Origin of the sequence: Neolewinella lacunae (assembly GCF_014349155.1) — a bacterium.
Lineage (GTDB): Bacteria > Bacteroidota > Bacteroidia > Chitinophagales > Saprospiraceae > Neolewinella > Neolewinella lacunae.
In genome coordinates this window covers 56,985-79,272 of the sequence record NZ_JACSIT010000115.1, presented here as the reverse complement: position 1 = coordinate 79,272, position 22,288 = coordinate 56,985, and the positions used below count along the sequence as shown (strand labels likewise).

Sequence of the window (22,288 nt, the reverse complement as noted above, 5' to 3'; positions counted from 1 at the left end):
AAAAGAGCAGGGAATGGAAAGAACCACCCACCCATAAATGACGCTGGTTTGGGCACCGTACGTACCCAAACCAGCGATAAAATGCTATTCCGTAAGGAGGTTGGCCAGCCTTATTTCTCCGCGTAAAACTTGAGCAACGCAGCATCGGGGTGATTGCGAACGCTCCATTTGGTGTCCATCATCATGGTTGCTCCTTTGTCCTGGTCGTAGGCGGGCCACTGGGGGATGCCTTTGTGGTTAGGGTTGCCCGTGCGGGCAAAGTTGATCCAGGCCTTGCTCATGCGGTCGGCCAGCAGGTGGGCCGCCTCGCCGCCGCCCGTCATGTTCTTGCAACGGTCGATGTTGTCAAACACGAAGGGCAGATCCATGCAGTGCAGCGATTTGTACTTGCCATCCAGCACCGGCGAAGACCAGGTGAAGAGGTACGCGTACACCGGGGCCGCGCCGGGTGCCGACGAATGCAGGTTCGCCTGCCGGACGGCACCGGGCCGGAACACGTTATCGACGTTGATCAGGTCCTGAGGGTTCGTCGTTTCGGGGTAGGCGGCTTTTACCGCAGCGATGAAGGCATCGGCACGGTCGCCGTGCGTCTTCTTGATGTAGGCCATCACTTCCTCCTCACTGCCCTGTGCGAGGGGGCCGAGGAAGAAAGGCTGGAACTCGTTTTTGACGGTACCGATCATGAGCGGAATCTTGGCACAGAGCTTCGTGGCTTCTGCACTGTAGGGCTGGTAAGGCAGTACCTCACCGTCTACACTGGGGCCCCAGCCCAGACCAAAAACGCCGGTATCCTTACCGCTTTCCTTCAGCTCCTTATTGATGGTAGCCAAGGCCCGGCTGCTGGCGGCCGAGAGTTCGGGGAAAGGCAGTTCTTGCAATTTGCCCGCCTCCGCTGCCGTGAGGCCCAGCTCTTTCAGGGTCTCGGCGGCCAGGCGCTGGGTGAGGGCTTTGGTAGGCATATCCGAGCGGAAGGCCCCGCTCAGGTTGATCGCCTTGTGGAAAAGACCCTCCGCAGAAGGCATCGCCATCAGGGTATTGACCTTCGCACCGCCGCCGGATTGTCCGAAGATGGTAACGTTGCCCGGGTCACCGCCGAAGTTTTCGATGTTGTCCCGCACCCACTCCAGCGCCAGGCGCATGTCGAGGATCGAGTTGTTGGCCGAGGTGGCAAACTCCGGTCCGTAGGCCGAAAGGTCGAGGAAGCCCAGTACGTTGAGCCGGTGGTTGATGGAGACAACTACGACATCGCCAGCAGTCGCCAGGTTTTCTCCGTCGTAGGAGGGCAGTTCCTGCGAGGAGCCCGAGGTGAATCCACCGCCGTGGATCCAGAACATCACGGGGCGCTTTTTGCCGTCCTTGATGGCGGGGGTCCAGACGTTCAGGACCAGGCAGTTCTCGCTGGTGTAGCCCCAGTCGTGGTCAAAGACGAATTCGCTTTCGTCCTGTACCATCGTAGTGGGCGTCAGTAGTGGTGCAACGGGACCGTAGGTCATGCTGCTGCGCACGCCTTCCCAGGGCTCCGGTTTGGTGGCCGTGGCGAAGCGCTTGGCCTGGCCGTAGGGGATGCCCTTGTACGTGTAGATGCCGTTGTGGATGTAGCCCCGGACTTGCCCGCGGTCTGTGTCGGTTACGGCGACGTCCTTTCCCGTTACCAACTGGCCCTGCACCTGCGGCAGCGCCCCAATCAGCAGCAAAAAGAGAAATGATAATTTTTTCAACATGATCGATGTGTAGCGGAGGAGACCTCCTATTGTTGCAAGATGCAACAATGATAAGTCGCTATTACGGATTCGCCAAACGAATGGTCAAAATTCCAGCAAAAAGCGGTTCAGGTTGTCATCCCCTTCTAAGCCGATTTTCTTGCGCAGGCGGTAGCGTTTGTTCTCGACGCCGCGGGTGGAGATGTGCAGCAGGGGCGCGATTTCCTTGGAGCTCAGGTCCATGCGCAGGTAGGCCGCGAGTTTGAGGTCTCCGGGACTGAGGGTGGGAAATTCCTTGCGCAAGCGTTTCAGAAAGGCTTCGTGGACGGCATTGAAGTGGGATTCAAAAATGGCCCAGTCTTCCTCACTGTTGAGGTTGCGGTCGATGAGGTGGAGCATTTTGCGCTGGTCTGGCCCGCCGCCCCGCTTGCTTTTGGCCATTTCTTCCTTCAGGGCCAGGAGAATTTCGTTTTTCTTGGCCAGGTTCAGGGTGCTGTTGGCCAGTTCTTCGCTCTTGCGGCGGATGTCTGCCTTGAGTTCCCGGTTGCGGGCCATGATGCGCTCGCGCTGCAGTTGCCTCCGGCGCTTTACCTCCAATTGCCGGGCCTGGTTTTCCAGGCGACGCAGGTGCAGGCGGTAGAGCAAGGTCAGCGCCAGGCCGAGCAGGAAGGTGTAAGCCAGGTAGGCTGGCCAGGAGCGGTACCAGGGCCGGCGCACGCTAAAGGCAAAGACGGCCGTGGCCCCAAACCAGTCGCCTTCCACTTCAAAAGCATACGTTCCCGCTGGCAGGTTGGTGAATTCCCGTTCAGCCCGCGAAGACCACTCCGACCACAACTCCGAGTAGCCCCGCAACCGGCTGCGGAAGCGGATGGGGCGATCGAAGACAGGCAGGGCGTAGCTGAAGCGCAGGTTATTGTGGCGGTAGCGGAGTGACGGCGTTTCTGCCGTTCCGAAGTCGTCTGACCAGTCGCCATCCTGCCGCCGGAAGGCCGCCGTGATGCTGAGTTGGGCGGGCGGCTGGGTATCTTGGCCCGGGCGCACCACGGCGTAGCCTTCGTCGAGAAGGAAAAGGTAGGCCCCGTGGGTCCAGGGCACGATGCGCGGGTAAGGAATGCGGAGGCGAAGGGGAAGTTCCCGCCGTAACTGCTGCCCTTCGTAGATCCTCACCCGGTCGGCGGTGGCATAAAACCAGGTAGTGCCCTGACCGGGGAGGCAAAAGCTGCCGGGCTCCAGCGCTACGCCCCGAAAGTGTTCCAGGCGCACCAATTCTGTATCTTCTAAGAGGTAATTGCCTTCGTTGCCGTGGAGGATGACGGTGTCGCCGAAGTCGGCCAGGCTGGCTTTTACCAGTTCGTTTGGCTGCACGGTGTCGATGCGACTGACGCTGCGGCTGGCGTCGGACAAGCGGAGCCGGAACGCCCCCCGGGAGCCGTGCAGCGCCAATACTTCGTCGGGAGATTGCCAGTGGATGTAGCGCACGGGTGCGGCGAAGCCCGGTAAGCCATGGGTGAGCAGGCTATCCCCCCGCCATTCCAACAATTGGAGGCCGGTGTAAGTGGCTTGCAGCAGGCGGCGCTCGTCTCCGCCCACGGCCAGGGTTTGCCAGCCTCCCGACCGGTCGGAGATCCGCCGCAGGCCCCGTTCATCCAGCAGAAAGGTGCCGTCGTTGTGGCCACAGAGCAGCCCGGCGGGGGTATTGCGCAATTCCCAGACCTGCCCCGCCGTGCCGGGGACGAGCTGGTGCAGGTGCCGATCGCCGACCGTGTCTACGCGGTAGAGCCCCTGATTGGTCCCCAGGTAACTCACCCCGGCGTAGCGGGCGGCGGCGTAGACCACGCCGGGCGGACTATTCGCCCCCGTCCGGTAACTGACGGAGGCGGAGCGGATGATCAGGTCCAGGCCCCGGTCCAGGCCCGCCCAGACGTTGCCCCCCGCGCTCTCGTAGAGGGAAAGGACGGTGTTGTTCCCCAGGCCAGCGGCTTCATTCAAGATGTAAAAGCCGGAGCCATCGGGGTCCACGAGGTAAAGACCGCTGGTGATTGTGCCAACGGCGTAACCACCGTCTTCCAGCGCCAGGAGGCGGTTGATCTGCTGGCCTTTGAGGGCTTGGTTCAGGGTGGAAGACCAGGGCGAGAGGGTACCCAGCGAGTCGTAGTGCCAGATGCCGTCGGGGGTGGCCAGCAGCAAGCCCTGGGGGTGGGCGACGATGCCGACCACCTCGCGCCTGTCCAAAGCCTCCAGGCCGGGGAGTGGCGTAAAGGCGGCGGGGGGCTGCCAGCGGAAAATGCCCTGGCCGGTGACCGGAATGAGGAGCTCGCCCCGCACCACGCGGGCAAACATCATCACGCCGGGCGGCACGACGGTGCGGAGCCGCTCCCCGTCGTAGTGGTAAAAGCGGCCGAAGGATTGAAAAATGACGTGCCCGCCGGGCAGGAGCTCAATGTTCCAGATCTCTTCTTCGCGGTCGGACCCGGTAAGGCCGCTGGCCAGCGAAACGTAGTGGGGGGCGGCGGCGTGGGGGTTTTCGAAATAGCCGAACTCGCCGTAGCCGCCCGCGTAGAGGCGTTGCCCGTGGGCGGCCAGGGCGCGCACCGTTGGCTCGCCCGGCAAGGGCAAGGCCATCCAGCGGGTCCCGTCGTAGCGGAGCACCCCGACCGAGTTGGCCACGTACAAATAGCCGTTTTCGGCTTGGGTCAGGTCCCAGTTTTGGCTGTCGCCGCCGTAATCCGCACTGGTAAAAGTCCGGATGCGGGGGACGGCCACTTGCGCCGCAGTTTGCCCACTGGCCCACGGAAGAAAGCCGAAGAGAAATAAGCAGCAAAACAGAACCGTAGGGTGCCTTCCAGCCAAAGTAAGGGGAGCGTTTGTAGGTCCAAATTTAGGCAAGCAAACGCTTTAGCCCCCCGTAAACACCTTTTCCCTCCACAGCCCCCCCGCTCCCCATCCCAAAACCCGGCACCTGCGGCAGCGCCCAGCTAAGATTGTTGCACCACGAAAAGTGTCGTGTTGTGCGCGAAGGCGGCAAAAGCATCTCCTGGCGCTGGGCCGACCTTGCGGGCATTTTGTGGGCAAAAAACTAGCCTACCCCAATTTTATGCGTAAATTGGCCGCTCAAGCGTCAGTAGACATTGATCAAGCAAAGCACAATTATTTATGAACTTTAATTCGCAAGGTGGCGAGGAAGTCACCTACGACGCCATTGTCGTCGGGACGGGCATCAGCGGTGGCTGGGCCGCCAAAGAGTTATGCGAGAAGGGCCTCAAAACCCTTGTCCTGGAAAAAGGCCGCATGGTAAAGCACGTGGTCGATTACGATACGGCGAACCTCGACACCTGGGACCTTCCCAACGAAGGACGGGTGCCGGAAGACGAAATCGCCAAGCACTACCCCAAGCAAAGCCGCACGGGCTACACCATCCACGAGGCCCACAAAAAGTGGTTCGTCAAGGACGATGAGCATCCCTACGACGACGAAAAGGCCCGCTTCGACTGGATGCGCGGCTACCACGTCGGCGGCCGCTCCATCATGTGGGGACGCCACAGCTACCGCTGGAGCCCAATGGACTTTGAGGCCAACGCCCGCGATGGCCACGGCACGCCCTGGCCCGTGACCTACGACGAACTGGCCCCCTGGTACGATTACGTGGAAACTTTCGCCGGCATCAGCGGCGAACTGCTGGGCCTGCCCCAGTTGCCCGACGGCAAGTTTCTGCCCATGATGCCCCTCAACTGCGCCGAAGACCACCTACGCAAAGGGGTGATGGACAAAATGGGCCGCACCATTACCGCCGGCCGCGTTGCCCACCTGACGGCCTACGACCCCGCCGTCCACACCGGCACCCGCGGGCAGTGCGCGTACCGCAACCGCTGCATCCGGGGCTGTCCACTCGGCGGCTACTTCAGCAGCCTCAGCTCCACCATCCCCGTTGCGGAGATGACGGGCAACATGACGCTGCGCCCCAACAGCTCCGTCTACAGCCTGATCATGGACAAAGAAGCCGGCAAAGCCAAGGGCGTGCGCGTGCGCGACTCCGAAACGGGTGAAGACCTTGAGTTCTACGCCAAGGTCATCTTCCTCTGCGCTTCGGCCATCCCCTCCAGCTTCATCGTGATGAATACCGAACACGAAGAAGGCATGCCGATGGACGCCAGCGGCGAGCTCGGCGGCAACATCATGGACCACCACTTCCGCGTGGGAGCCAACGGGGTGCTGGACGAGTACGGAGACAAGTACTACAAAGGACGCAAGCCCAACGGCATCTACATCCCCCGCTACCAAAACTTGGGCGATAAGGCCAGCGCCAGCAAGGACTTCGTCCGGGGCTGGGGCTACCAGGGCGGCGGCAGCCGTACCAACTGGATGCGCGCCGTACGGGAAATGAACATGAAGGTAGGCCCCGGCCTCAAGGAAGCGCTCGTCGCCCCAGGCCCCTGGCAGATGGGCATGACGGCCTTCGCCGAAACCCTGCCCAATACCAACAACCGCATGACGATCAACCGCGACGTGAAAGACAAGGACGGCCTGCCCACCCTTTCCTTCAACGCCAAGTGGGGATCCAACGAGTACTCCATGGTGGAGCGCATGAAAAGTGACGCCGCCGAAATGCTCGAAGCCGCTGGCTTCAAAGACGTGCGCACCTACGACGCCCACAGCTTCCCCGGCCTCGGCATCCACGAGATGGGTATGGCCCGCATGGGATCCAGCACCAAAAACAGCGTGGTGGATAAGCACAACCGCCTCTGGGCCGCACCGAACGTGTACATGACCGACGGTGCCTTCATGGCTTCGGCGTCCTGCGTCAATCCTTCCTTAACTTACATGGCCTTCACCGCCCGCGCCGCCGACCACGCCGTGAACGAGCTCAAAAAAATGAACATCTGATGAACAGAAGAGAAATCCTGCGCTATACCGCCTACGCCACGGGCTTCGCCGTCAGCGCACCCCTCGCTTCGGTATTCCTGACGAGCTGCAAGGCCGACCCGGAAATGATGGCCCCCACTTTCAAGCCCAGCTTCTTTACCGACGCTGAGTACGAATACGTCGCCAAAATGGCCAACGCCATGCTGCCTTCCGACGGCACGCCCGGCGCGCTCGACGTGGGCGTGCCCCAACTGGTCGATCAGATGTACGCGGAAGTCTTGAACGCCGAAAACCAGCAGAAAACCCGCGCTGGCCTCGCCGAACTGATGAAGAAAATGGACGCCGATAACCCCGGCGGCTTTTCCAAACTGGACGACGACAAGGCCCTGATGTACCTCCAAGACCAGGACCTGCACTACAAATCCGTCAAGGACCCCGTGCAGACGACGGGCCAGGGCCTGCCTTCTTTGACCGCCGACGAAGAAGCGGCGGCCACGGCCAAGGCCGCCTACTTCAGCCTTAAATCCATGATCATCTCCACCTATTTCCGCACGGAAGAAGTGGCGAAAACGCTCTTGGTCTACGATCCCGTCCCCGGTGAATACATCCCCTGCGGCGACTTGCAGGAGCTTACCGGCGGCAAGAGCTGGGCGATTTAAACCGCACGATTTGCTAAAGCAACGGTGGGGTAAGGCGTGCGCGGCTTGCCCCACTGTTGCTTTTGGGCGGAGCGTTCAGTGCCTGTGCGCGGCCGCAGGTGCCGGGAAAAGGGACATAGGAGCGGTGTAAGAGGGGAAAGCCTACGTTGGGCCAACGCATCACCACCAGTCACCATGCGCGTTTTCCCTTCCGTGTTGGTAAGGGTCTTCGGTACAGATGAAGGTCTGGTTGAGGGTGTCCCCACCCGAATGTCCACGTTTCGGGAGGGTCGTCAATCTTAATATGTATTTCCTTCCGTATTGATAAGTATTTTCAGTTCAGAGGAAGGCCTGGTTGAGGGTGTCCCCACCCGAATGTCCTCGTTTCGGTTGGGGGACACCCTAGGCCAAGAGTAATTCGGGTGGGGACACCCTCAGCCGGGGGAATTCGGGGGGAGAGTACACCCTCAGCCAGGAGTAATTCGGGAGGTGACACCCAAATTTTCGAGTCAAAACTTAAGCAAAAGATCATGAATTTCAATGCTCAGGGACAGGACGAAGTGAGCTACGACGCCATCGTCGTCGGCTCCGGCATCAGTGGTGGCTACGCGGCCATGGAGCTTTGCACCAAGGGCTACAAGGTGCTCCTGCTGGAGCGGGGCCGCATGGTAAAACACAACGACTACCCCACGGCCAACCTCGATTCCTGGGACCTGGAATTCCAGGGGAAAGTGCCCCGCGAAGAAATTGCGGCCCACTACTACAAGCAAAACCGCCTGAGTTGGTGGGTCAACCAGGACAATAAGCACTGGATCGTCAAAGACGACGAATACGACTACGAAGAAGACCAGCGCTTCGACTGGATCCGCGGCCACCACGTCGGCGGACGCTCCATCATGTGGGGCCGTCATTGTTACCGCCTGAGCGACCTCGACTTTGAGGCCAACCTCAAAGATGGGATTGCCGTAGACTGGCCCATCCGCTACGCCGACATTGCGCCTTGGTACACCTACGTAGAAAAATTTGTGGGCGTCCAAGGAAAAAAAGAAGGCCTGGCTCACCTGCCCGACGGCGAGTTTCTGCCGCCTTTCGACCTCAACTGCGCCGAAGACCACTTCAAACAGGCCGTAGAAGCAAAGTGGCCCGTGCGCCGCATTACGCCGGGCCGCACGGCCAACCTTACGCAGTACATCCCCGAGCTGCACCACGGCACCCGGGGCAAGTGCCAGGCCCGCAACCGTTGCTGGCGGGGCTGCCCCTTCGGCGGTTACTTCAGCAGCCTCAGCGCCACCATCCCCGTTGCCAACGAGACAGGGAACCTTACGCTGGTGGCCAACAGCGTTGTTCACTCCGTCATCTACGACGACCAGACGCAGCGGGCCACCGGCGTGCGGGTCATCGACGCCGAAACGCAGGAAACCCGCGAGTACTTCGCCAAAGTCCTCTTCCTCAACGCCAGCACCATCGGCTCCACGGCCATCCTGCTCAACAGCAAATCCGAACGCTTCCCCAATGGCCTGGGCAATGACTCCGGTGAGTTGGGCCACAACCTGATGGACCACCACTATGGCATGGGCGGCAGCGGCATCTACACCGGCCACAAAGACAAATACTACAGCGGCCGTAAACCCAACGGTGGTTTCTACATCCCGCGTTTCCGCAACATCAGCAAGGAGACGGAGCGAACGGACTACATCCGTGGCTTCGGCTACCAGGGCGGCGCAGCGCGGGGGATCAATACCGATGCCCCCCTGGGGCCGGGCTTCAAAACCGCCATCACCTCCCCGGGGGAGTGGACGATGCGCGCCACCTGCTTCGGCGAACTGCTGCCCTACCACGAAAACCGCGTCTACCTCCACGCGGAAAAAACCGACCAGTACGGCATCCCCAAGCTGGTGTTCGACGCGAGCCTGAAGGAAAACGAACGCAAACTTCGCATCGACGGCGTCGAATGCCTGGAAGAAATGCTCCTGGCTGCTGGCTGCGAAAACGTGCAGGTGCACAACCAGCCCACCGCCCCCGGGGCCGCCATTCACGAGATGGGGACTGCCCGGATGGGCCGCGACCCCCGTACCAGCGTCCTCAACAAGTGGAACCAAGTCCACGCGGTACCCAACGTCTTCGTTACCGATGGCTCGTTCATGACCAGTGCCGGCACCCAGAACCCTTCCATCACCTACATGGCCATGACCGCCCGTGCGGTGGACTACCTGGATAAGACCTTGCGGCGGGATGGGCGGATTTAGTCCCCTCCACCGCCCAGGATGAGGTCATCGGCACTCACTCCCTACTCCACTTCGATCAGGTAGCGACGGGGTAGCTGGTCCACCAGTTGCCGTTGCATTTCGGTAATTACATTATGGCGAAAGGACGACCAGTTGTTACCCTCGATGAACGGATCCATTTCTGGAAACGGACTTTTCATACCGGCGAAGATTTGCTCTAAGATAGGTATTTACAACACGCTATTCTTTGGCCAAGGTTGTGTACTCAACCCTCCCCCCCCCTCGCCGTGTTAGCTTGTTCGTTCCATGAAAGAAAAAACAATTCTCATCACGGGGGCCAACGATGGCATTGGGCGGGCAACGGCGGAGCGGCTGGCGGCGCGCGGTGCCCACCTGGTACTTGCCTGCCGCGATGAAGGCAAGGCCCAACGCACGGCCCTGAAGATCATGGAAGCCACCGGCAACCACAACATCGATACCCTGCCCCTCGACCTTTCCAGCTTCGCTTCCATCCGGGCGGCGGCCGATGAGTTCCTGGCCGAACACCCTAAGCTGGACGTCCTCATCAACAATGCCGGCGTATATACCGACCGCCGGGAACTGACGAAAGATGGCTACGAACTGCAGTTTGGCGTCAACTACCTGGGGCACTTCCTGCTCACCATGAGCCTGCTGCCCGCCCTGCGCTGCTGCCGCCTGTGCAGCCGGGTGATCAATGTCAGCAGCGCCCTCCACAAAAAAGGGACCCTCGACTTCGAAAGCCTGGCTGGCGACAACCCCCCGCGCGCTTACCACGGCGGCCGCGCTTACGCCCAGAGTAAACTGGCCAACGTGCTGTTTACCATGGAACTGGACCGGCGCTACGGCGCAGAACTCACCACCAACTGCCTCCACCCCGGCCTGGTCGGTACCCGCCTGGCCAACAAAAAATCGGGAGCCCTCACCAGCACCGTCTGGTCCATGTACAAGCCCTTCGCCCACACCCCCGAACGCGGAGCCGATACCTCCGTCTACCTGGCCATCAGCCCGGAAGTAGACGACGTCTCCGGCCGCTATTTCGACGAAAACCAGTGCCTGCAAAAGCCCTCCGCCCTGGCCCGCAACGAACAGCTGGCCCGCCGCCTCTGGGAATACAGCGAGGCTGCGGTAGGGGAGTTTTTGCTGCGGGAATAAGGGGCACATCCGGTGGGAGTACCCCGGAGGCCGAGTGCGGAGTAGCATCCGGTGGAAGCGTCACGGACGCTGAGTGCGGAGTAGCATCCGGTGGAAGCGTCACGGACGCTGAGTGCGGAGTAGCGCCCGGTGGGAGTACCGCAGATGCTGAGTGCGGAGTAGCATCCGGTGGAAGCGTCACGGATGCCGAGTGCGGAGTAGCGTCCGGTGGGAGTACCGCGGATGCTGAGTGCGAGGCATCGTCCGGTGGGAGTACCCCGGATTCCGGATGCTGCGCATCCTCCATCCGGGGTTATTCAGGTTCGACCCCTACCGGGGTCAGGGAGGGCAACCTCTTCGAGGACGAGCCAGTCACAGGAAAGTCCTTTACGCCCTTCACCCTTTACTCCTTTCCACCTTTATTCCTTTATTCCCTTTACCCTACGCTCCACTCCGCGCCATCTTTGCCGTCTTTCACGACGATGCCGGCGGCGTTGAGGGCGTCGCGGAGTTTGTCGGACATGGCGAAGTTTTTTTCGGCGCGGGCCTGGGCGCGGAGGTCCAGGACCAGGTCCATCACTTTGCTCAGCGTCTCTTGCCCGGCACCTGCGTCCGCGCCCTCTTCTTTTAAGCCGAAGATGTCGAAGAGCAGCGTGCCAAGGCCCGTGCGCACGGCCTGCAGCGTGGAGGCGTTCACCTCCGCCAGGCTCAGTTGCCCGCCTTTGAGGGCGTTGATGCGGGAGACGAGTTCAAAGACCTTGGCCAGCGCCTTGGGGGTGTTGAAGTCGTCGTCCATCTCCGCGTAGGCTTCCGCCAGGGCGGTTTGCATTTCCTTGCCAACGGTGCCATTTTGCGCGCCGCCGGTGGCCTGGAGGCTCCCCAGGCTGGCCCAGGCCTCCATCAGCCGCTGGTAGCCCTTTTTGGCGGCCTGCAGGGCGGCGTCGGTCAGGTCCATCGTGCTCCGGTAGTGGGTCTGGAGCATGAAAAAGCGCAGCACCATGGGGCTGTAGCTGTCGCTTACGTGTTCGCTATCGCCGGTAAACAGCTGTTGGGGGGTGATGGTATTGCCGTCGGATTTCGACATCTTACGGCCGTTCATCAGCAGCATATTGGTGTGCAGCCAGTAGCGCGCGCCGCCGCAACCGCAGCTGCCCACGTTCTGGGCGATTTCGTTTTCGTGGTGCGGAAACTTCAGGTCATTGCCGCCGCCGTGGATGTCGAAAGCCTCGCCCAGATACTTCGTGCTCATTGCCGAGCACTCCAGGTGCCAGCCGGGGAAGCCTTCGCCCCAGGGGCTGTTCCAGCGCAGGATGTGGTCTTCGCCGGCTTTCATCCATATGGCGAAGTCGGTCGGCGACCGTTTTTCGTCCTGGCTTTTCAGTTCGCGGCTTTCGGCCAGTAATTCGTCAATGCGGCGGCCCGAGAGCTTGCCGTAGTCGTTGTTCTGCCTGGCGTTGAAGGCTTCCACGTCGAAGTAAACGGAGCCATTGACTTCGTAGGCGAAGCCATTGGCGAGGATGGTTTGGACCATCTCGATCTGCTCGATGATGTGGCCGGTGGCGCGGGGTTCGATGTTGGGCGGCAGGTTGTTGAAAGCCGCCATCATGGCGTGGAAGCCGTTGGTGTATTTCTGCGCCACTTCCATGGGTTCGAGCTGGGCCAGGCGGGCGCCTTTGCTCATTTTGTCCTCGCCTTCGTCCGTCAGGTGGCCAACGTCGGTGATGTTGCGGACGTAGCGCACCTTGTACCCCTTGTATTGCAGGTAGCGGTAGATGATATCAAAGCTGGTAAACGTGCGGCAATTGCCCAGGTGCACATCGCTGTAAACCGTTGGCCCACACACGTAAAGGCCGACGTAACCGGCGTTCAGCGGTTCGAAGACTTCTTTCTGGCGGGTGAGACTATTGTGTAGCTTGAGCTCTGTCGTCATTTGCGGGGGCATTATTAGCGGGCCAAAGGTAAACAAGTTGCGGATTGGGAACGGGGCGTTGGGGATACAAGTTGCAAGATGCAATGCGTAAATGGGCGCGGCCGCAGGTGCTCGGGAAAGAACTTTAGGAGCAATGCAAGGCCCGGCAAAAGCCCTCCGCCTATTCGGCGACCCCGTCCTTTCAACGCCCGCTACCCCCGGTGGTGCACCCAAACGGAGCCGTAGACTTCGATCTCCGTCCCGAAGGCTTCCTCCACCGCGCGGCAGACCCCGGGGTGAATGGGCAGGTAATCGTGGCCCGCAATGACGGGGCAGTTGACGGAGAGGGCCCAGTCGATATCGCGCTTCACCGAGGCGTAGTCGTGCTCCGCGTCAATGAAAATGAGGCTGGGTCGGAGGCTGGCGTTGGCCCGGTAAAAGCTGGCGGCATCGTCTTCGTAGATGCTGACGTTGGCGTGTTCCCTGACGTAGCGCAGCGTCCGGTGCAAAAAGAGCCGGTGGGCTTCCTGCGGCAGGGCGAAGGGGTTCCAGGCGTAGTTCTCGATGGCAATCAGGGCCTTATCGGTAGCCTTGCGGGCGGCCAGCAGGTTGGTCGTGTGGCCAAAGAGCGTCCCCACTTCAATGATGGGCCCGGCGTGGGGTGCCGCCAGCGCAATGGCCCGCTCAATGCCCCGCTCGTCTTCCTCCGAGATGGAGCCGTAGGAAGATTTATCCGTGTGCTCCTGAAAGAAAAAGTAACTCTGCACCAGTCCCCGCAGGGCCTTCTGGTGGCGGATCATCTTGAAAACCCGTTGCAGCTGCTGCATCATATCATCGTAAGGCTTGGCCGTCGCGGCAGCGCAAAGGTAGGGCAAGGGGGGCACTCGGGGCGGTCTACCCCGCTCACTTCCCGGAAGCGCAGTGGTCCGCCCCGCACCGTCTGTCTTCCCCCTGTCTAAAAATTCACCCGGTAACCAAAAGAGGTCAGCAAAATATTCCCCGGCTGCCGCGTAATTTGCTTGGGCATGTACTCGTAGTTGAGCCCAAAGAGGAAGTTGCCCGTTTTCAGACGCACCCCTGCGTCCAGCAAAAAGTAGTTGTTGGAGAAAAAGGAGTTGAAACTCGAAGAAATGGCGTTGTAGTTGCTTAACCCCGCCGAAAGCTGAAGCTCCAGCTTTTCCCCTTGCAGCGGGTGGACGGCCACGGAAAGGTTCCCCTTGAGCATCGACTGCGCAACGGTAGAACGCTCCTCCCAGCGGAAGGTATGGTACACGTAATCCACCGAAGTCAAGACGCCCAGCCACCGCAGCCTTTTGGAAAACCTCGCCTCCAGTTGGTAACCCAAAGCCCCCGAAAGCTGCTCCTCGTCGTAGTTTTTGTCGCGGATATCGAGGTAGGCCAGGCGTACGTTGTGGTGGAAGGTGACCACCCCCCGGATGCGTTTTTCATCCATTTGCATCCCCGCCAGGCCGTTACACTGGCCGTAGGCTTTTACCACTTCCATGATTTCTACGTCGTTGAAGCGTGCGTCCCTGGCCTTCTCCAGGGCCACCGGGCAATCCCTGGTAAAAAATTTCAGCTTGTTGCGAAAGCGGCTGGGGTTGGCGTGCAGCATTTCGTAGACCAGGATGCTGGTCAGTTCCAGGGTCAGCTCCACCTCCCCCTCGCGGAGCAGATAGAGGTAATTTTCACTGCCGATGGCCTGGTTGTCGTATTCGTCGGGGCCGAGGTAGACCTTGATCAGTTCCACCGGTCCGTCTACCAACACCTCGCCAAAGCGGTCCTTAGCGACGCGCGCCCCGCCCCGGGAACGATCGATGATGTCCACCGAAACCGAACGGTACAGGGTTTTGCTTCTGCCGTGGTAAAATTCCCGAACGCTGAAGGGAGTCATCGACTCGGGGTCCGCCCCGGCCGTCCGGCGAAATTCTACTCTTTGGCTTTGTTCCAGGTCGTTGGTCCTGCGCAGGAGAACGTTGGCCTGGGAACCATCCGCAAACGTAATACGGTCCTGGTCCTCCGCCGCGTTTTGGGCCGGCAGCGAAAACGACCCTGCTAACAGCAGGCTCAGCAGTAGGGAAAAATGCTTCATGGGGTAGGTTCTTTGGGGGTTCCGCAAACCAGCATCCGGCGGGGGCCAATGCTTACGCCCGCGCCCTGCTAAAAGGTAACGACAATTTAAGGCTTCTGCGGGGGAAAACCTGGTCATTTATCAGACCAATTGGGAATCCATCAACTTCAGCAGTTACGCAGCCTTTAGCTCACGCGGTTTAGCCCCGCCTTGGCCAGCAGGTGGAGGCCCGCCCGGTATTCGGCGGGGGAGATGCTCAGGCAGTCGTTAAAGTAAGCCCGGGCCCGCTCGCGGTTGCCCCGTTCTTCTTCAATCAGGCCCGCCTGAAGGGCCGATTTGCAAGCGTAGAACGCAGGTTGGTGGCGCCCCATCTGCACCGTCCGCTGGTAAAAGGACAGGGCCCCGGGGTAGTCTTTGAGCCCCTCCAGCACGCGGCCGGTGCGGTAGAGATACTCCAGGTGTTCTTCGGGGGAGAGTGATGCTACGGCGATGGCGTCCAGTTGGGCGCGGGCGCGGGTGCAGTAGTTGCCGTCAAAGAGGAGCCGGGCGCGCAGAAGGCCGAGGTGGGGCGGCCGGCTTCCCGCTGCTTCACGCGCCGCATTTTCGTCTCCGCCCGAACGTGAACCACCACCAATAGCGTCAATTGTCTGCTGGTAGGCCGCCGTGTTCCCTTCGAGGAGGTAAGACCAGGCAATTTTCTGGCGGGCCTCTTCCTTGAAGTGACGCCCGGCGTAGCGCAGGTTAAATGATTGGAAATGGACCCGCGCCTTGGGGTTTAAGTTGCGCAGCTTCGCCAGGCCGAGCATAAAATCCAGGTAGGGGAAGTCGGCCGCTGCACCTCCGCGGGGTTGGGCCTCCAGAATTTGCAAGGCTACCTCGTTTTTACCGTTGTGCATGGCCAGGTTGGCCAGGATAAAGCAGTGCAGGGCATTCGTCCTGGGCCGCAAGTCCAGGGCATTGACCTGCTGCCAGGCCCGCGCTGGCGCATCCGCCAGGTGCAATTCCAGAAAAGCGGAAAGTACGGCCGTCTCCAGATAAAAAGGACTTTCCCGGTCGCGCAGGGCCAGGGCCAGTTCCTTGCGCCCCTCCGCAATGGTGCCGTTGAGGGAGGAAATCAGCGTTACGCCCCACTTGTACTGCGGGGGGATGGAGCCGATGGCGGCGTGTAACAACCCGAGGTCTTTGTAGGTGAGCAGGAAATCCGGAAACTCCTGTACGTTGTCCCGCAACAGCTTATTGGCTTTGTTGAGTTCGCGGAAAGCCGCCAGGTGGCGCTCGAAGCGGAGGTGGATCAGGCTGCGGTGCAGGCGCGCCTCGGCCAGGGCGTAGCGGTGGTAGGGGGAACGGACGTCGCCCAGCTCCAACTGGCTGATGCGTTTGGCGAAACGGGCTTCCAACTCAGTATCCAGGCGCTCGTTGCCGGAAAGGTAAAGACGGAAAAAATCGAGGTAGCTCTCCAGGTGGTAGGTCACCAGGTTGGTAGGGGAGGTGCTGCGCAGGGCGTTGATGTCGGCCTGGGCATCTTTCAATTCCAGGCGAAGCACGCGCTGGTAGATGGCTTCGGCCCGCGGGCTGAAGTCGTAATAATACTCCGGGTTCGTGGCCAGCACCGACTGGGCCAGCCCGAACAGGAATAAACCCAGAAGAAGCAGCTGGATGAGGCCCCTATTCATGGCCCGCGTAAAGCTTATCGATGGCGGCGGCCAGCGCGTGGTCTTTGTCCGTCACCGTATTGCCCGCGTCGTGGGTGCTCAGGGAAATGCGGACGCGGTTGTAGACGTTGGTCCACTCGGGGTGGTGGCCCGCGGCTTCGGCGGCAAAGGCAACACGGGTCATAAAGGCGAAGGCTTCGGTGAAATCGCCGAAGGTGAATTCTGCGTGCAGGGCATTGTTAGTTTCGGTCCAGGTCATAATAGTTTTTTGGGAGGAATGCGGGCAAAATAGCGGCTATTGCTGGGTAAAGATACGGGATTGGGGGTAAAGACGGGGCTGGCACGTCCCTGGCTCCTCATCCTAACTCCCCCTTTCGGGGGGTCGGGGGGGAGCACCTGCGGTCGCGCCCGCATACCCTATTTCCCGGCGTGGGAGATGATGCGTACCGCTTCCCGGGCCTGCGTGGCCCGTGCCCGTGCCACCGCTACGGTGTCGCCCAGGGCGGTGACGTGGCCCATTTTCCGGAAGGGGCGGGTTTCCGCTTTTCCGTACAGGTGGGGGTACACCTCGGGCAGGCGCAGCAGGTCGGCCCAGCCGTCGTAGAAGGCCGGACCGGCGTGGCCCTCGGCCCCCAGCAGGTTGATCATGGCGGCGGGGCGGAGCAGATCGGTAGGACCCAGCGGCAAATCCAGGATGGCCCGCAGGTGCTGCTCGTACTGGCTGGTCATGCAGGCCTCGATGGTGTGGTGGCCGGAGTTATGGGGGCGGGGGGCAACCTCGTTGACCAGTATTTCGCCGTCGTGGGTCAGGAAAAGTTCTACCGCCAGCAGGCCGACGATACCCAGTTCATCCGCTACGGTCCGCGCCACCCCGGCCGCCCGGGCGTTCGTATCTCCGTCGATGGCCGCCGGGCAAATAAGGAATTCCACGAGGTTGGCCGTAGGGTGAAATTCCATCTCCACCGTGGGAAAAACCCGCATCTCTCCGCTCGGCGAACGGGCCACGATAACGGCCAGCTCTTTGTCAATATCCGCCAGTTTTTCGAGAAGGCAAGGGACGGGCAGCAGCTTTTCCGCCAGGTCCTGGGCATCGCGAATCACCGCCACGCCCTGGCCGTCGTAGCCCCCCGTGCGCGCCTTTTGCACGAAGGGGAAAGCCCAGCGCCCCGCCGCAACGGCCTGGCGCACTTCCTCCGCCCCCGCAAAAAGTTCAAAGGCGGTAGTGGCAATGCCGTGGTCGGCGTAAAATTGCTTTTGCCGCCCCTTGTCTTTGATCAGGTCAATCTTATCGGGCTGGGGATAAACGGCCACGCCCTCGGCCACCAACTGGTGCAGCGCGGCGGTGTCGATGTGCTCAATTTCGATGGTGACGACGTCGACTTTACGCCCGAACTCGAGGACGTCGGCGCGGTTGCTGAAGTCGCCCCGCATAAAAACAGTAGCGTAGTTCGCCGCCGGATAGCTGTGGTTTTGGTCGAGGACGTAGAGCGGCAAATGCCAGTCGGCCCCGGCCTGACACAGCATTTTACCCAGTTGTCCGCCCCCCAGGATGCCTATTTTCGGAAAGTCTTTGCGATCTGCCATGCGGCGAAGATAGTCCCACTGGCAAAAGGCGGGGCACCACGTGCTAAAGAAAATACTGCACCGCCAACTCGTAGCCCCGCAGGCCAAAGCCGACGATGATGCCCTCCGCCACCGGCGAGATGTAGCTGTGGTGGCGGAAAGCTTCCCGCTTGTGGACGTTGCTGATGTGGACTTCAATGACCGGCGTTTCAATGCCCGCTACCGCATCGGCCAGGGCCACGCTGGTGTGGGTCAGCGCGCCCGCGTTGAGGATGATGCCGTCGTAGCTGAAGCCTACCTCGTGGAGTTTATCGAGCAGCAGCCCTTCGTGGTTGCTCTGGAAGTAGGTGAGGTCTACGTCGTCGTCCACAAACTTGCCGCGCAGGTGAATCATGAAATCCTCGAAGGTGTCTTCCCCGTAAATCTCCGGCTCGCGGCGGCCGAGGAGGTTGAGGTTGGGGCCATTGATGATGATGATGCGCAGCATGGCAGCGAGGTTGATGGGTTACAAAAATAGGACGGCGGAGGGCAAGGTACGCCCCGCCCTTATTTTGCCATCCACTCTTCCACCATCGTTTCCAGCACGGCCAGCGGTACACAGCCGGGGGAAAGGACGAGGTTGTGGAATTCCTTGATGTCGAAGTTGTCGCCCAGCTGGGTTTCGGCTTTGGACCGCAGTTCGCGGATTTTGAGTTGTCCGATTTTGTAGCTCAACGCCTGCCCGGGGATGGCCATGTAGCGCTCGATTTCGGCGACGATGCTGGCTTCCGATTCCGCTTCGTGGTCGAGGCTGTACTGGATGGCTTTTTCCCGGCTCCAGCCCTTACTGTGGATGCCGGTATCGACCACCAGGCGAATGGCCCGGTGCATCTCCGCACTGAGCATCCCGAAGTACTGGTAGGGATCGGTGTAGAGGCCCAGTTCGCTGCCCAGACTTTCGCAGTAGAGCGCCCAGCCTTCGCCGTAGGCGGAGTACCAGAGCGTGCGGCGGAAGTCGGGCAAAGCCTCGTTTTCCTGGGTCAGGCTGAACTGGTAGTGGTGCCCCGGAATAGCTTCGTGGAGGAAGAGGTCTTCGTCGCTGACCACGTTGTAGGTCGTCACGTCGGGGATGGGGACGTAAAAAATGCCCGGCCGGCTGCCGTCGCGGCTGCCGGGGTTGTACTCCGCCGAAGCGCTGTTTTCCCGGAAGGCTTCCGTGCGCCGTACTTCAAAGGGCGTTTTAGGTACCCGGTCGAAGAGTTTGCTCAGCTGGGGTTGCATCCGGGCGTGGATGGCCTCGAAGTTGGCGATCACCTCCTCGGGCTTCGTGAAAGGCATCAGCTCTGGCTTGGTCCGCACGTGGTCAAAAAACGCCTTCAGGCTTCCGGTGAAGCCCACCTGGGCTTTCACCTTTTCCATCTCGCCGCTCAGGCGCGCTACTTCCTGGAGGCCGAGCTGGTGGATTTCGTCGGCCGTCAGGTCGGTGGTGGTGTAAACTTTGATGAGGTACTTGTAGTAGTCTGCGCCGTTGGGCAGCGCATCGATGCCGCTGCTGCTGCGGCTGGCGGGGAGGTATTCGGTCGCCACATAAGTGCTCAGGTTGCGAAACATGGGGATGATGCGCTCGGAGATCACGCTTTGGTAGGCGGCGGTGAGGCGCTCCCGTTCGGCGTCGGAGAAATCGGCGGGCAGGTTGCGGATGGGGCCGTAGTAGAGGTGGTTCTCCAGTGGCTCGGCGGTCATGGCCTCCAGCTGGGGCAGGAGTTTTTCCGTCAGGGGGCGGGGCAAGACGTAGCCCTGGGCGACGCCCCGTTGCATGTTCAGGCGGGCGGTATCCATCAGGGCGACGAAGGCATCCAGGCGCTGGAGCCAATTGTCGTAGTCCTCGACGGTCTTGAACGGCTGGGCGCTCTGCCCGCTGGCCAGCTGTCCGATCATGAGGTGGGGGCTGTCAAACTGGTCTAAGGGCAACAGCTCTTCGGCAAATTCGAGGCCCGCCAGGTTGATGTCACATTCCCAGAGCAGCACATCGTAGCTCACTTTCTGGGTGTCGTCCAGGGTGGCGCGGTCGGTGGCCAGCAGTTCGTTTTTGGTGGTGGTGAAGAAGTCGCGCAGCGCCCGTTCGTGGGCGGCGCTCAGGAAGTTGGGCAGGCGGTCGTCGTAGCGGCTATCGCCCTGCATGGTGGCCTCCAGGGGGTAGAGCTCCAGGCGTTGGGCGTAATAGTTTTGCAGCAGCGTATCAAAGCCGGCGGTGGGGTTGGCCGGCGGTGCGGGGGGCGGCGTTTCAGTGCCACAGGCCAGGAAAAGCGTGAAAGACAAGAGCAATAGATAACGCATGGCAGCAGATTGGTTTCGCAACAAAGATACGCGCCGGGCCAGTCACCGGGGCGCGGTCGCAGGTGCAGGGTTCGTCCTCCAATGAGCAGAGACCGTCCTCCCAGAAAAAAGCAACTTTTTTTCCCGTCCGCACCCGATTTTTGTAACGCTTTGTGCAATCGCTGCATAGAGCAACGTCTACTGGTAAGTACAAAACCCGTAGCGTCGGTCTTTTTCACTCAACTTTCTTCAATCCCTTCATCCGGTGGCCCAATCCGCCACCTCATTACACCCAGAGTATTTATGAAAAACCTCTTTCGTACCATTGCCCTCACCCTTTGCCTTTGCTTCATCTTCCAGAGCGAGGCCGTAGCTCAAGACTACAAATCCGCCGTTGGTCTCCGCCTGGGTTACCCATGGGCGGCCAGCTACAAAACCTTCATTTCCGAGTCCAACGCCATTGAAGTGTACGCCAGCTACCGCGGCTTCACGGGCTGGAGCTGGATCGGCCTCAACGGTGCTTACCAGATCCACAACGACCTGGGCTCCACCGAAGGCCTCCAGTGGTACTACGGCGGTGGCGCGGGCATTCAGTTCTGGAGCGCAGGCGACGTTGACCTGAGCGGCACCTTCTTCAACATTTCGGGCTACCTCGGCCTGCAGTACACCTTTGCGGATACGCCCATTTCGCTGACGGCAGACTGGGTACCGACCTTCTTCATCGGCGACGGCTTCGGCGGCTTCGGCGGCTTCGGCGGTGGCTACGGCAACCTTGGCGTCCGCTACGTCCTGAGCGGCAACGGTAAGAAGTAAGCCACTGAAGACCAATCCCGCGGGGGAGGCAGCACCAGAGTGTGTTGTCTCCCCCGCTCATTTTCGGCCCCGTGCTGCTTCTGCCCAGGGTAAAATCGGCCCGGCCACTGGAAAAAGCCCCACATTGAGCGGGCCCCGGTGCGGGCAGTATACTATCTTTGCCGGGATTTGATTACCCCCTCCCAAGAAATCATGAGTCAACCCCGCGCTATTCTGCTGCTCGCCGACGGTACCACCTTCCACGGAAAGGCCGCTGGCAAGATCGGCACCACCACCGGAGAAATCTGCTTCAACACCGGCATGACCGGCTACCAGGAAGTGTTTACCGACCCCTCCTACTACGGACAGTTGCTCGTGACCACCAACGCCCACATCGGCAATTACGGCACCACGAGTGTCGACACCGAATCGGGCAGCATCAAAATTGCCGGGCTCATCTGCAAAAACTTTACCGTTCCCTACAGCCGCCACCTGGCCGAAGCTTCCATCCAGGACTACCTGGAAGGCGAAGGCCTGGTGGGCATCAGCGACGTCGATACCCGCGCAATCGTCCGCCACATCCGCACCAGGGGAGCGATGAACGGCATCATCTCCAGTGAAATCTTTGACCTCGCCGAGCTCAAGCGCCGCCTCGATGCAGTGCCAAACATGGATGGCCTGGAGCTCTCCAGCTTCGTCACTACCCCCGAAGCCTATACCCTGGGCAACCCCGACGCCACCTACCGCGTAGCCGTGCTCGACCTGGGCACCAAGCAAAACATCCTCCGGAATTTCCTGAAGCGCGATTGCTACGTCAAAGTGTTCCCCGCCAAATCCAGCGTAGAAGACATCATGGCTTTCCTGCCCGATGGCCTCTTCATCTCCAACGGCCCTGGCGACCCCGGTGCGATGGATTACGCCGTCACTACCGCCCAGGGTATGCTCGATCAGGAAAAGCCCCTGTTCGGCATCTGCCTCGGCCACCAGATTTTGGCCCGGGCCGTCGGCATCCCCACCTACAAGATGCACCACGGCCACCGCGGCATCAACCACCCGGTGAAAAACCTGATCACCGGCAAATCGGAAATCACCAGCCAAAACCACGGCTTCGGCGTCTCCCCCGAGGCCATCGCCCAGAACCTGGACCGCGTGGAAATCACCCACCGCAACCTCAACGACGATACCATCGAAGGCATCCGCGTCGTTGGGAAGCCGGCTTTCAGCGTCCAGTACCACCCCGAAGCCAGTCCCGGGCCCCACGATGCTGCCTACCTTTTTGATCAGTTCATCGACCTGATCAAAGAGCACCAAGCCGTTCGCGCCTGATCTTGCCTCGCTCCTTGTCCTCACTCCCCCCTTCGGGGGGTCGGGGGGGAGCACCTGCGGCCGCGCAAAAATCCAGCCATGCGCAATGATGCGTAGCGTAAAAAT

The 22,288-nt window shown here is 60.7% G+C and carries 17 protein-coding genes; 6 read left to right on the top strand and 11 right to left on the bottom strand.

Translation table 11 applies throughout. The features are described 5' to 3' along the window. Positions 1 to 110 precede the first annotated feature (110 nt). Positions 111 to 1,721 (bottom strand): carboxylesterase/lipase family protein, encoded by a 1,611-nt coding sequence (locus H9S92_RS12575; protein ID WP_187467061.1) that lies wholly within the window; start codon positions 1,719 to 1,721, stop codon positions 111 to 113. Between the two features lie 84 nt (positions 1,722 to 1,805). Beyond that, a complete protein-coding gene (locus tag H9S92_RS12570) occupies positions 1,806 to 4,463 on the bottom strand; it encodes a hypothetical protein (protein WP_187467060.1) in 2,658 nt (885 codons plus the stop codon). A gap of 390 nt (positions 4,464 to 4,853) precedes the next feature. Between H9S92_RS12570 and H9S92_RS12565 the strand changes: the two genes are divergently transcribed. From H9S92_RS12565 to H9S92_RS12555, 3 genes are all read left to right on the top strand, one after another. Next, positions 4,854 to 6,581 (top strand): GMC oxidoreductase, encoded by a 1,728-nt coding sequence (locus H9S92_RS12565; protein ID WP_187467059.1) that lies wholly within the window; start codon positions 4,854 to 4,856, stop codon positions 6,579 to 6,581. Further along, entirely contained in the window at positions 6,581 to 7,219 is a 639-nt protein-coding gene (locus H9S92_RS12560; protein ID WP_187467058.1) for a gluconate 2-dehydrogenase subunit 3 family protein, read from the top strand. Before H9S92_RS12565 ends, H9S92_RS12560 begins: the two co-directional genes overlap by 1 nt. 509 nt (positions 7,220 to 7,728) lie before the next feature. After that, entirely contained in the window at positions 7,729 to 9,444 is a 1,716-nt protein-coding gene (locus H9S92_RS12555; protein ID WP_187467057.1) for a GMC oxidoreductase, read from the top strand. 41 nt (positions 9,445 to 9,485) lie between these two features. Here the strand turns inward: H9S92_RS12555 and H9S92_RS12550 are convergent, their stop codons facing one another. Continuing rightward, positions 9,486 to 9,623 (bottom strand): DUF4058 family protein, encoded by a 138-nt coding sequence (locus H9S92_RS12550; RefSeq protein WP_187467056.1) that lies wholly within the window; start codon positions 9,621 to 9,623, stop codon positions 9,486 to 9,488. 106 nt (positions 9,624 to 9,729) lie between these two features. Here H9S92_RS12550 and H9S92_RS12545 point away from each other — a divergent pair, with 106 nt between their 5' ends. Further along, positions 9,730 to 10,596: an SDR family oxidoreductase gene (locus tag H9S92_RS12545; protein ID WP_187467055.1), complete on the top strand. Its 867-nt coding sequence runs from the start codon at positions 9,730 to 9,732 to the stop codon at positions 10,594 to 10,596. Between the two features lie 415 nt (positions 10,597 to 11,011). Here the strand turns inward: H9S92_RS12545 and cysS are convergent, their stop codons facing one another. The 8 genes from cysS to H9S92_RS12505 form a co-directional block, all read right to left on the bottom strand. After that, complete coding sequence (cysS, locus tag H9S92_RS12540; RefSeq protein WP_187467054.1) at positions 11,012 to 12,505, bottom strand: cysteine--tRNA ligase; 1,494 nt, start codon at positions 12,503 to 12,505, stop codon at positions 11,012 to 11,014. 191 nt (positions 12,506 to 12,696) lie between these two features. Further along, a complete protein-coding gene (locus H9S92_RS12535; protein WP_187467053.1) occupies positions 12,697 to 13,314 on the bottom strand; it encodes a class I SAM-dependent methyltransferase in 618 nt (205 codons plus the stop codon). A 125-nt stretch (positions 13,315 to 13,439) separates the two neighbouring features. Further along, positions 13,440 to 14,576: a hypothetical protein gene (locus H9S92_RS12530; protein WP_187467052.1), complete on the bottom strand. Its 1,137-nt coding sequence runs from the start codon at positions 14,574 to 14,576 to the stop codon at positions 13,440 to 13,442. Positions 14,577 to 14,740: 164 nt separating this feature from the next. Further along, on the bottom strand, positions 14,741 to 16,228 hold the full coding sequence (locus H9S92_RS12525; RefSeq protein ID WP_187467051.1) for a hypothetical protein: 1,488 nt from the start codon (positions 16,226 to 16,228) through the stop codon (positions 14,741 to 14,743). After that, positions 16,221 to 16,466 (bottom strand): 4a-hydroxytetrahydrobiopterin dehydratase, encoded by a 246-nt coding sequence (locus H9S92_RS12520; protein ID WP_187467050.1) that lies wholly within the window; start codon positions 16,464 to 16,466, stop codon positions 16,221 to 16,223. Before H9S92_RS12520 ends, H9S92_RS12525 begins: the two co-directional genes overlap by 8 nt. 158 nt (positions 16,467 to 16,624) lie before the next feature. Beyond that, positions 16,625 to 17,791: a 5-(carboxyamino)imidazole ribonucleotide synthase gene (locus H9S92_RS12515; protein ID WP_187467049.1), complete on the bottom strand. Its 1,167-nt coding sequence runs from the start codon at positions 17,789 to 17,791 to the stop codon at positions 16,625 to 16,627. Between the two features lie 43 nt (positions 17,792 to 17,834). After that, positions 17,835 to 18,257: a type II 3-dehydroquinate dehydratase gene (gene aroQ / locus H9S92_RS12510; RefSeq protein WP_187467048.1), complete on the bottom strand. Its 423-nt coding sequence runs from the start codon at positions 18,255 to 18,257 to the stop codon at positions 17,835 to 17,837. Positions 18,258 to 18,316: 59 nt separating this feature from the next. Next, positions 18,317 to 20,086 (bottom strand): DUF885 domain-containing protein, encoded by a 1,770-nt coding sequence (locus H9S92_RS12505; protein ID WP_187467047.1) that lies wholly within the window; start codon positions 20,084 to 20,086, stop codon positions 18,317 to 18,319. A 282-nt stretch (positions 20,087 to 20,368) separates the two neighbouring features. Here H9S92_RS12505 and H9S92_RS12500 point away from each other — a divergent pair, with 282 nt between their 5' ends. Then, the gene (locus H9S92_RS12500; protein WP_187467046.1) at positions 20,369 to 20,878 is read left to right on the top strand and encodes a hypothetical protein; all 510 of its coding nucleotides are present in this window, start codon (positions 20,369 to 20,371) and stop codon (positions 20,876 to 20,878) included. A 192-nt stretch (positions 20,879 to 21,070) separates the two neighbouring features. Further along, positions 21,071 to 22,183 carry a glutamine-hydrolyzing carbamoyl-phosphate synthase small subunit gene (gene carA / locus H9S92_RS12495; protein ID WP_187467045.1) on the top strand — a complete coding sequence of 371 codons (1,113 nt, stop codon included), beginning with the start codon at positions 21,071 to 21,073 and terminating at the stop codon, positions 22,181 to 22,183. Positions 22,184 to 22,288: the final 105 nt, after the last annotated feature.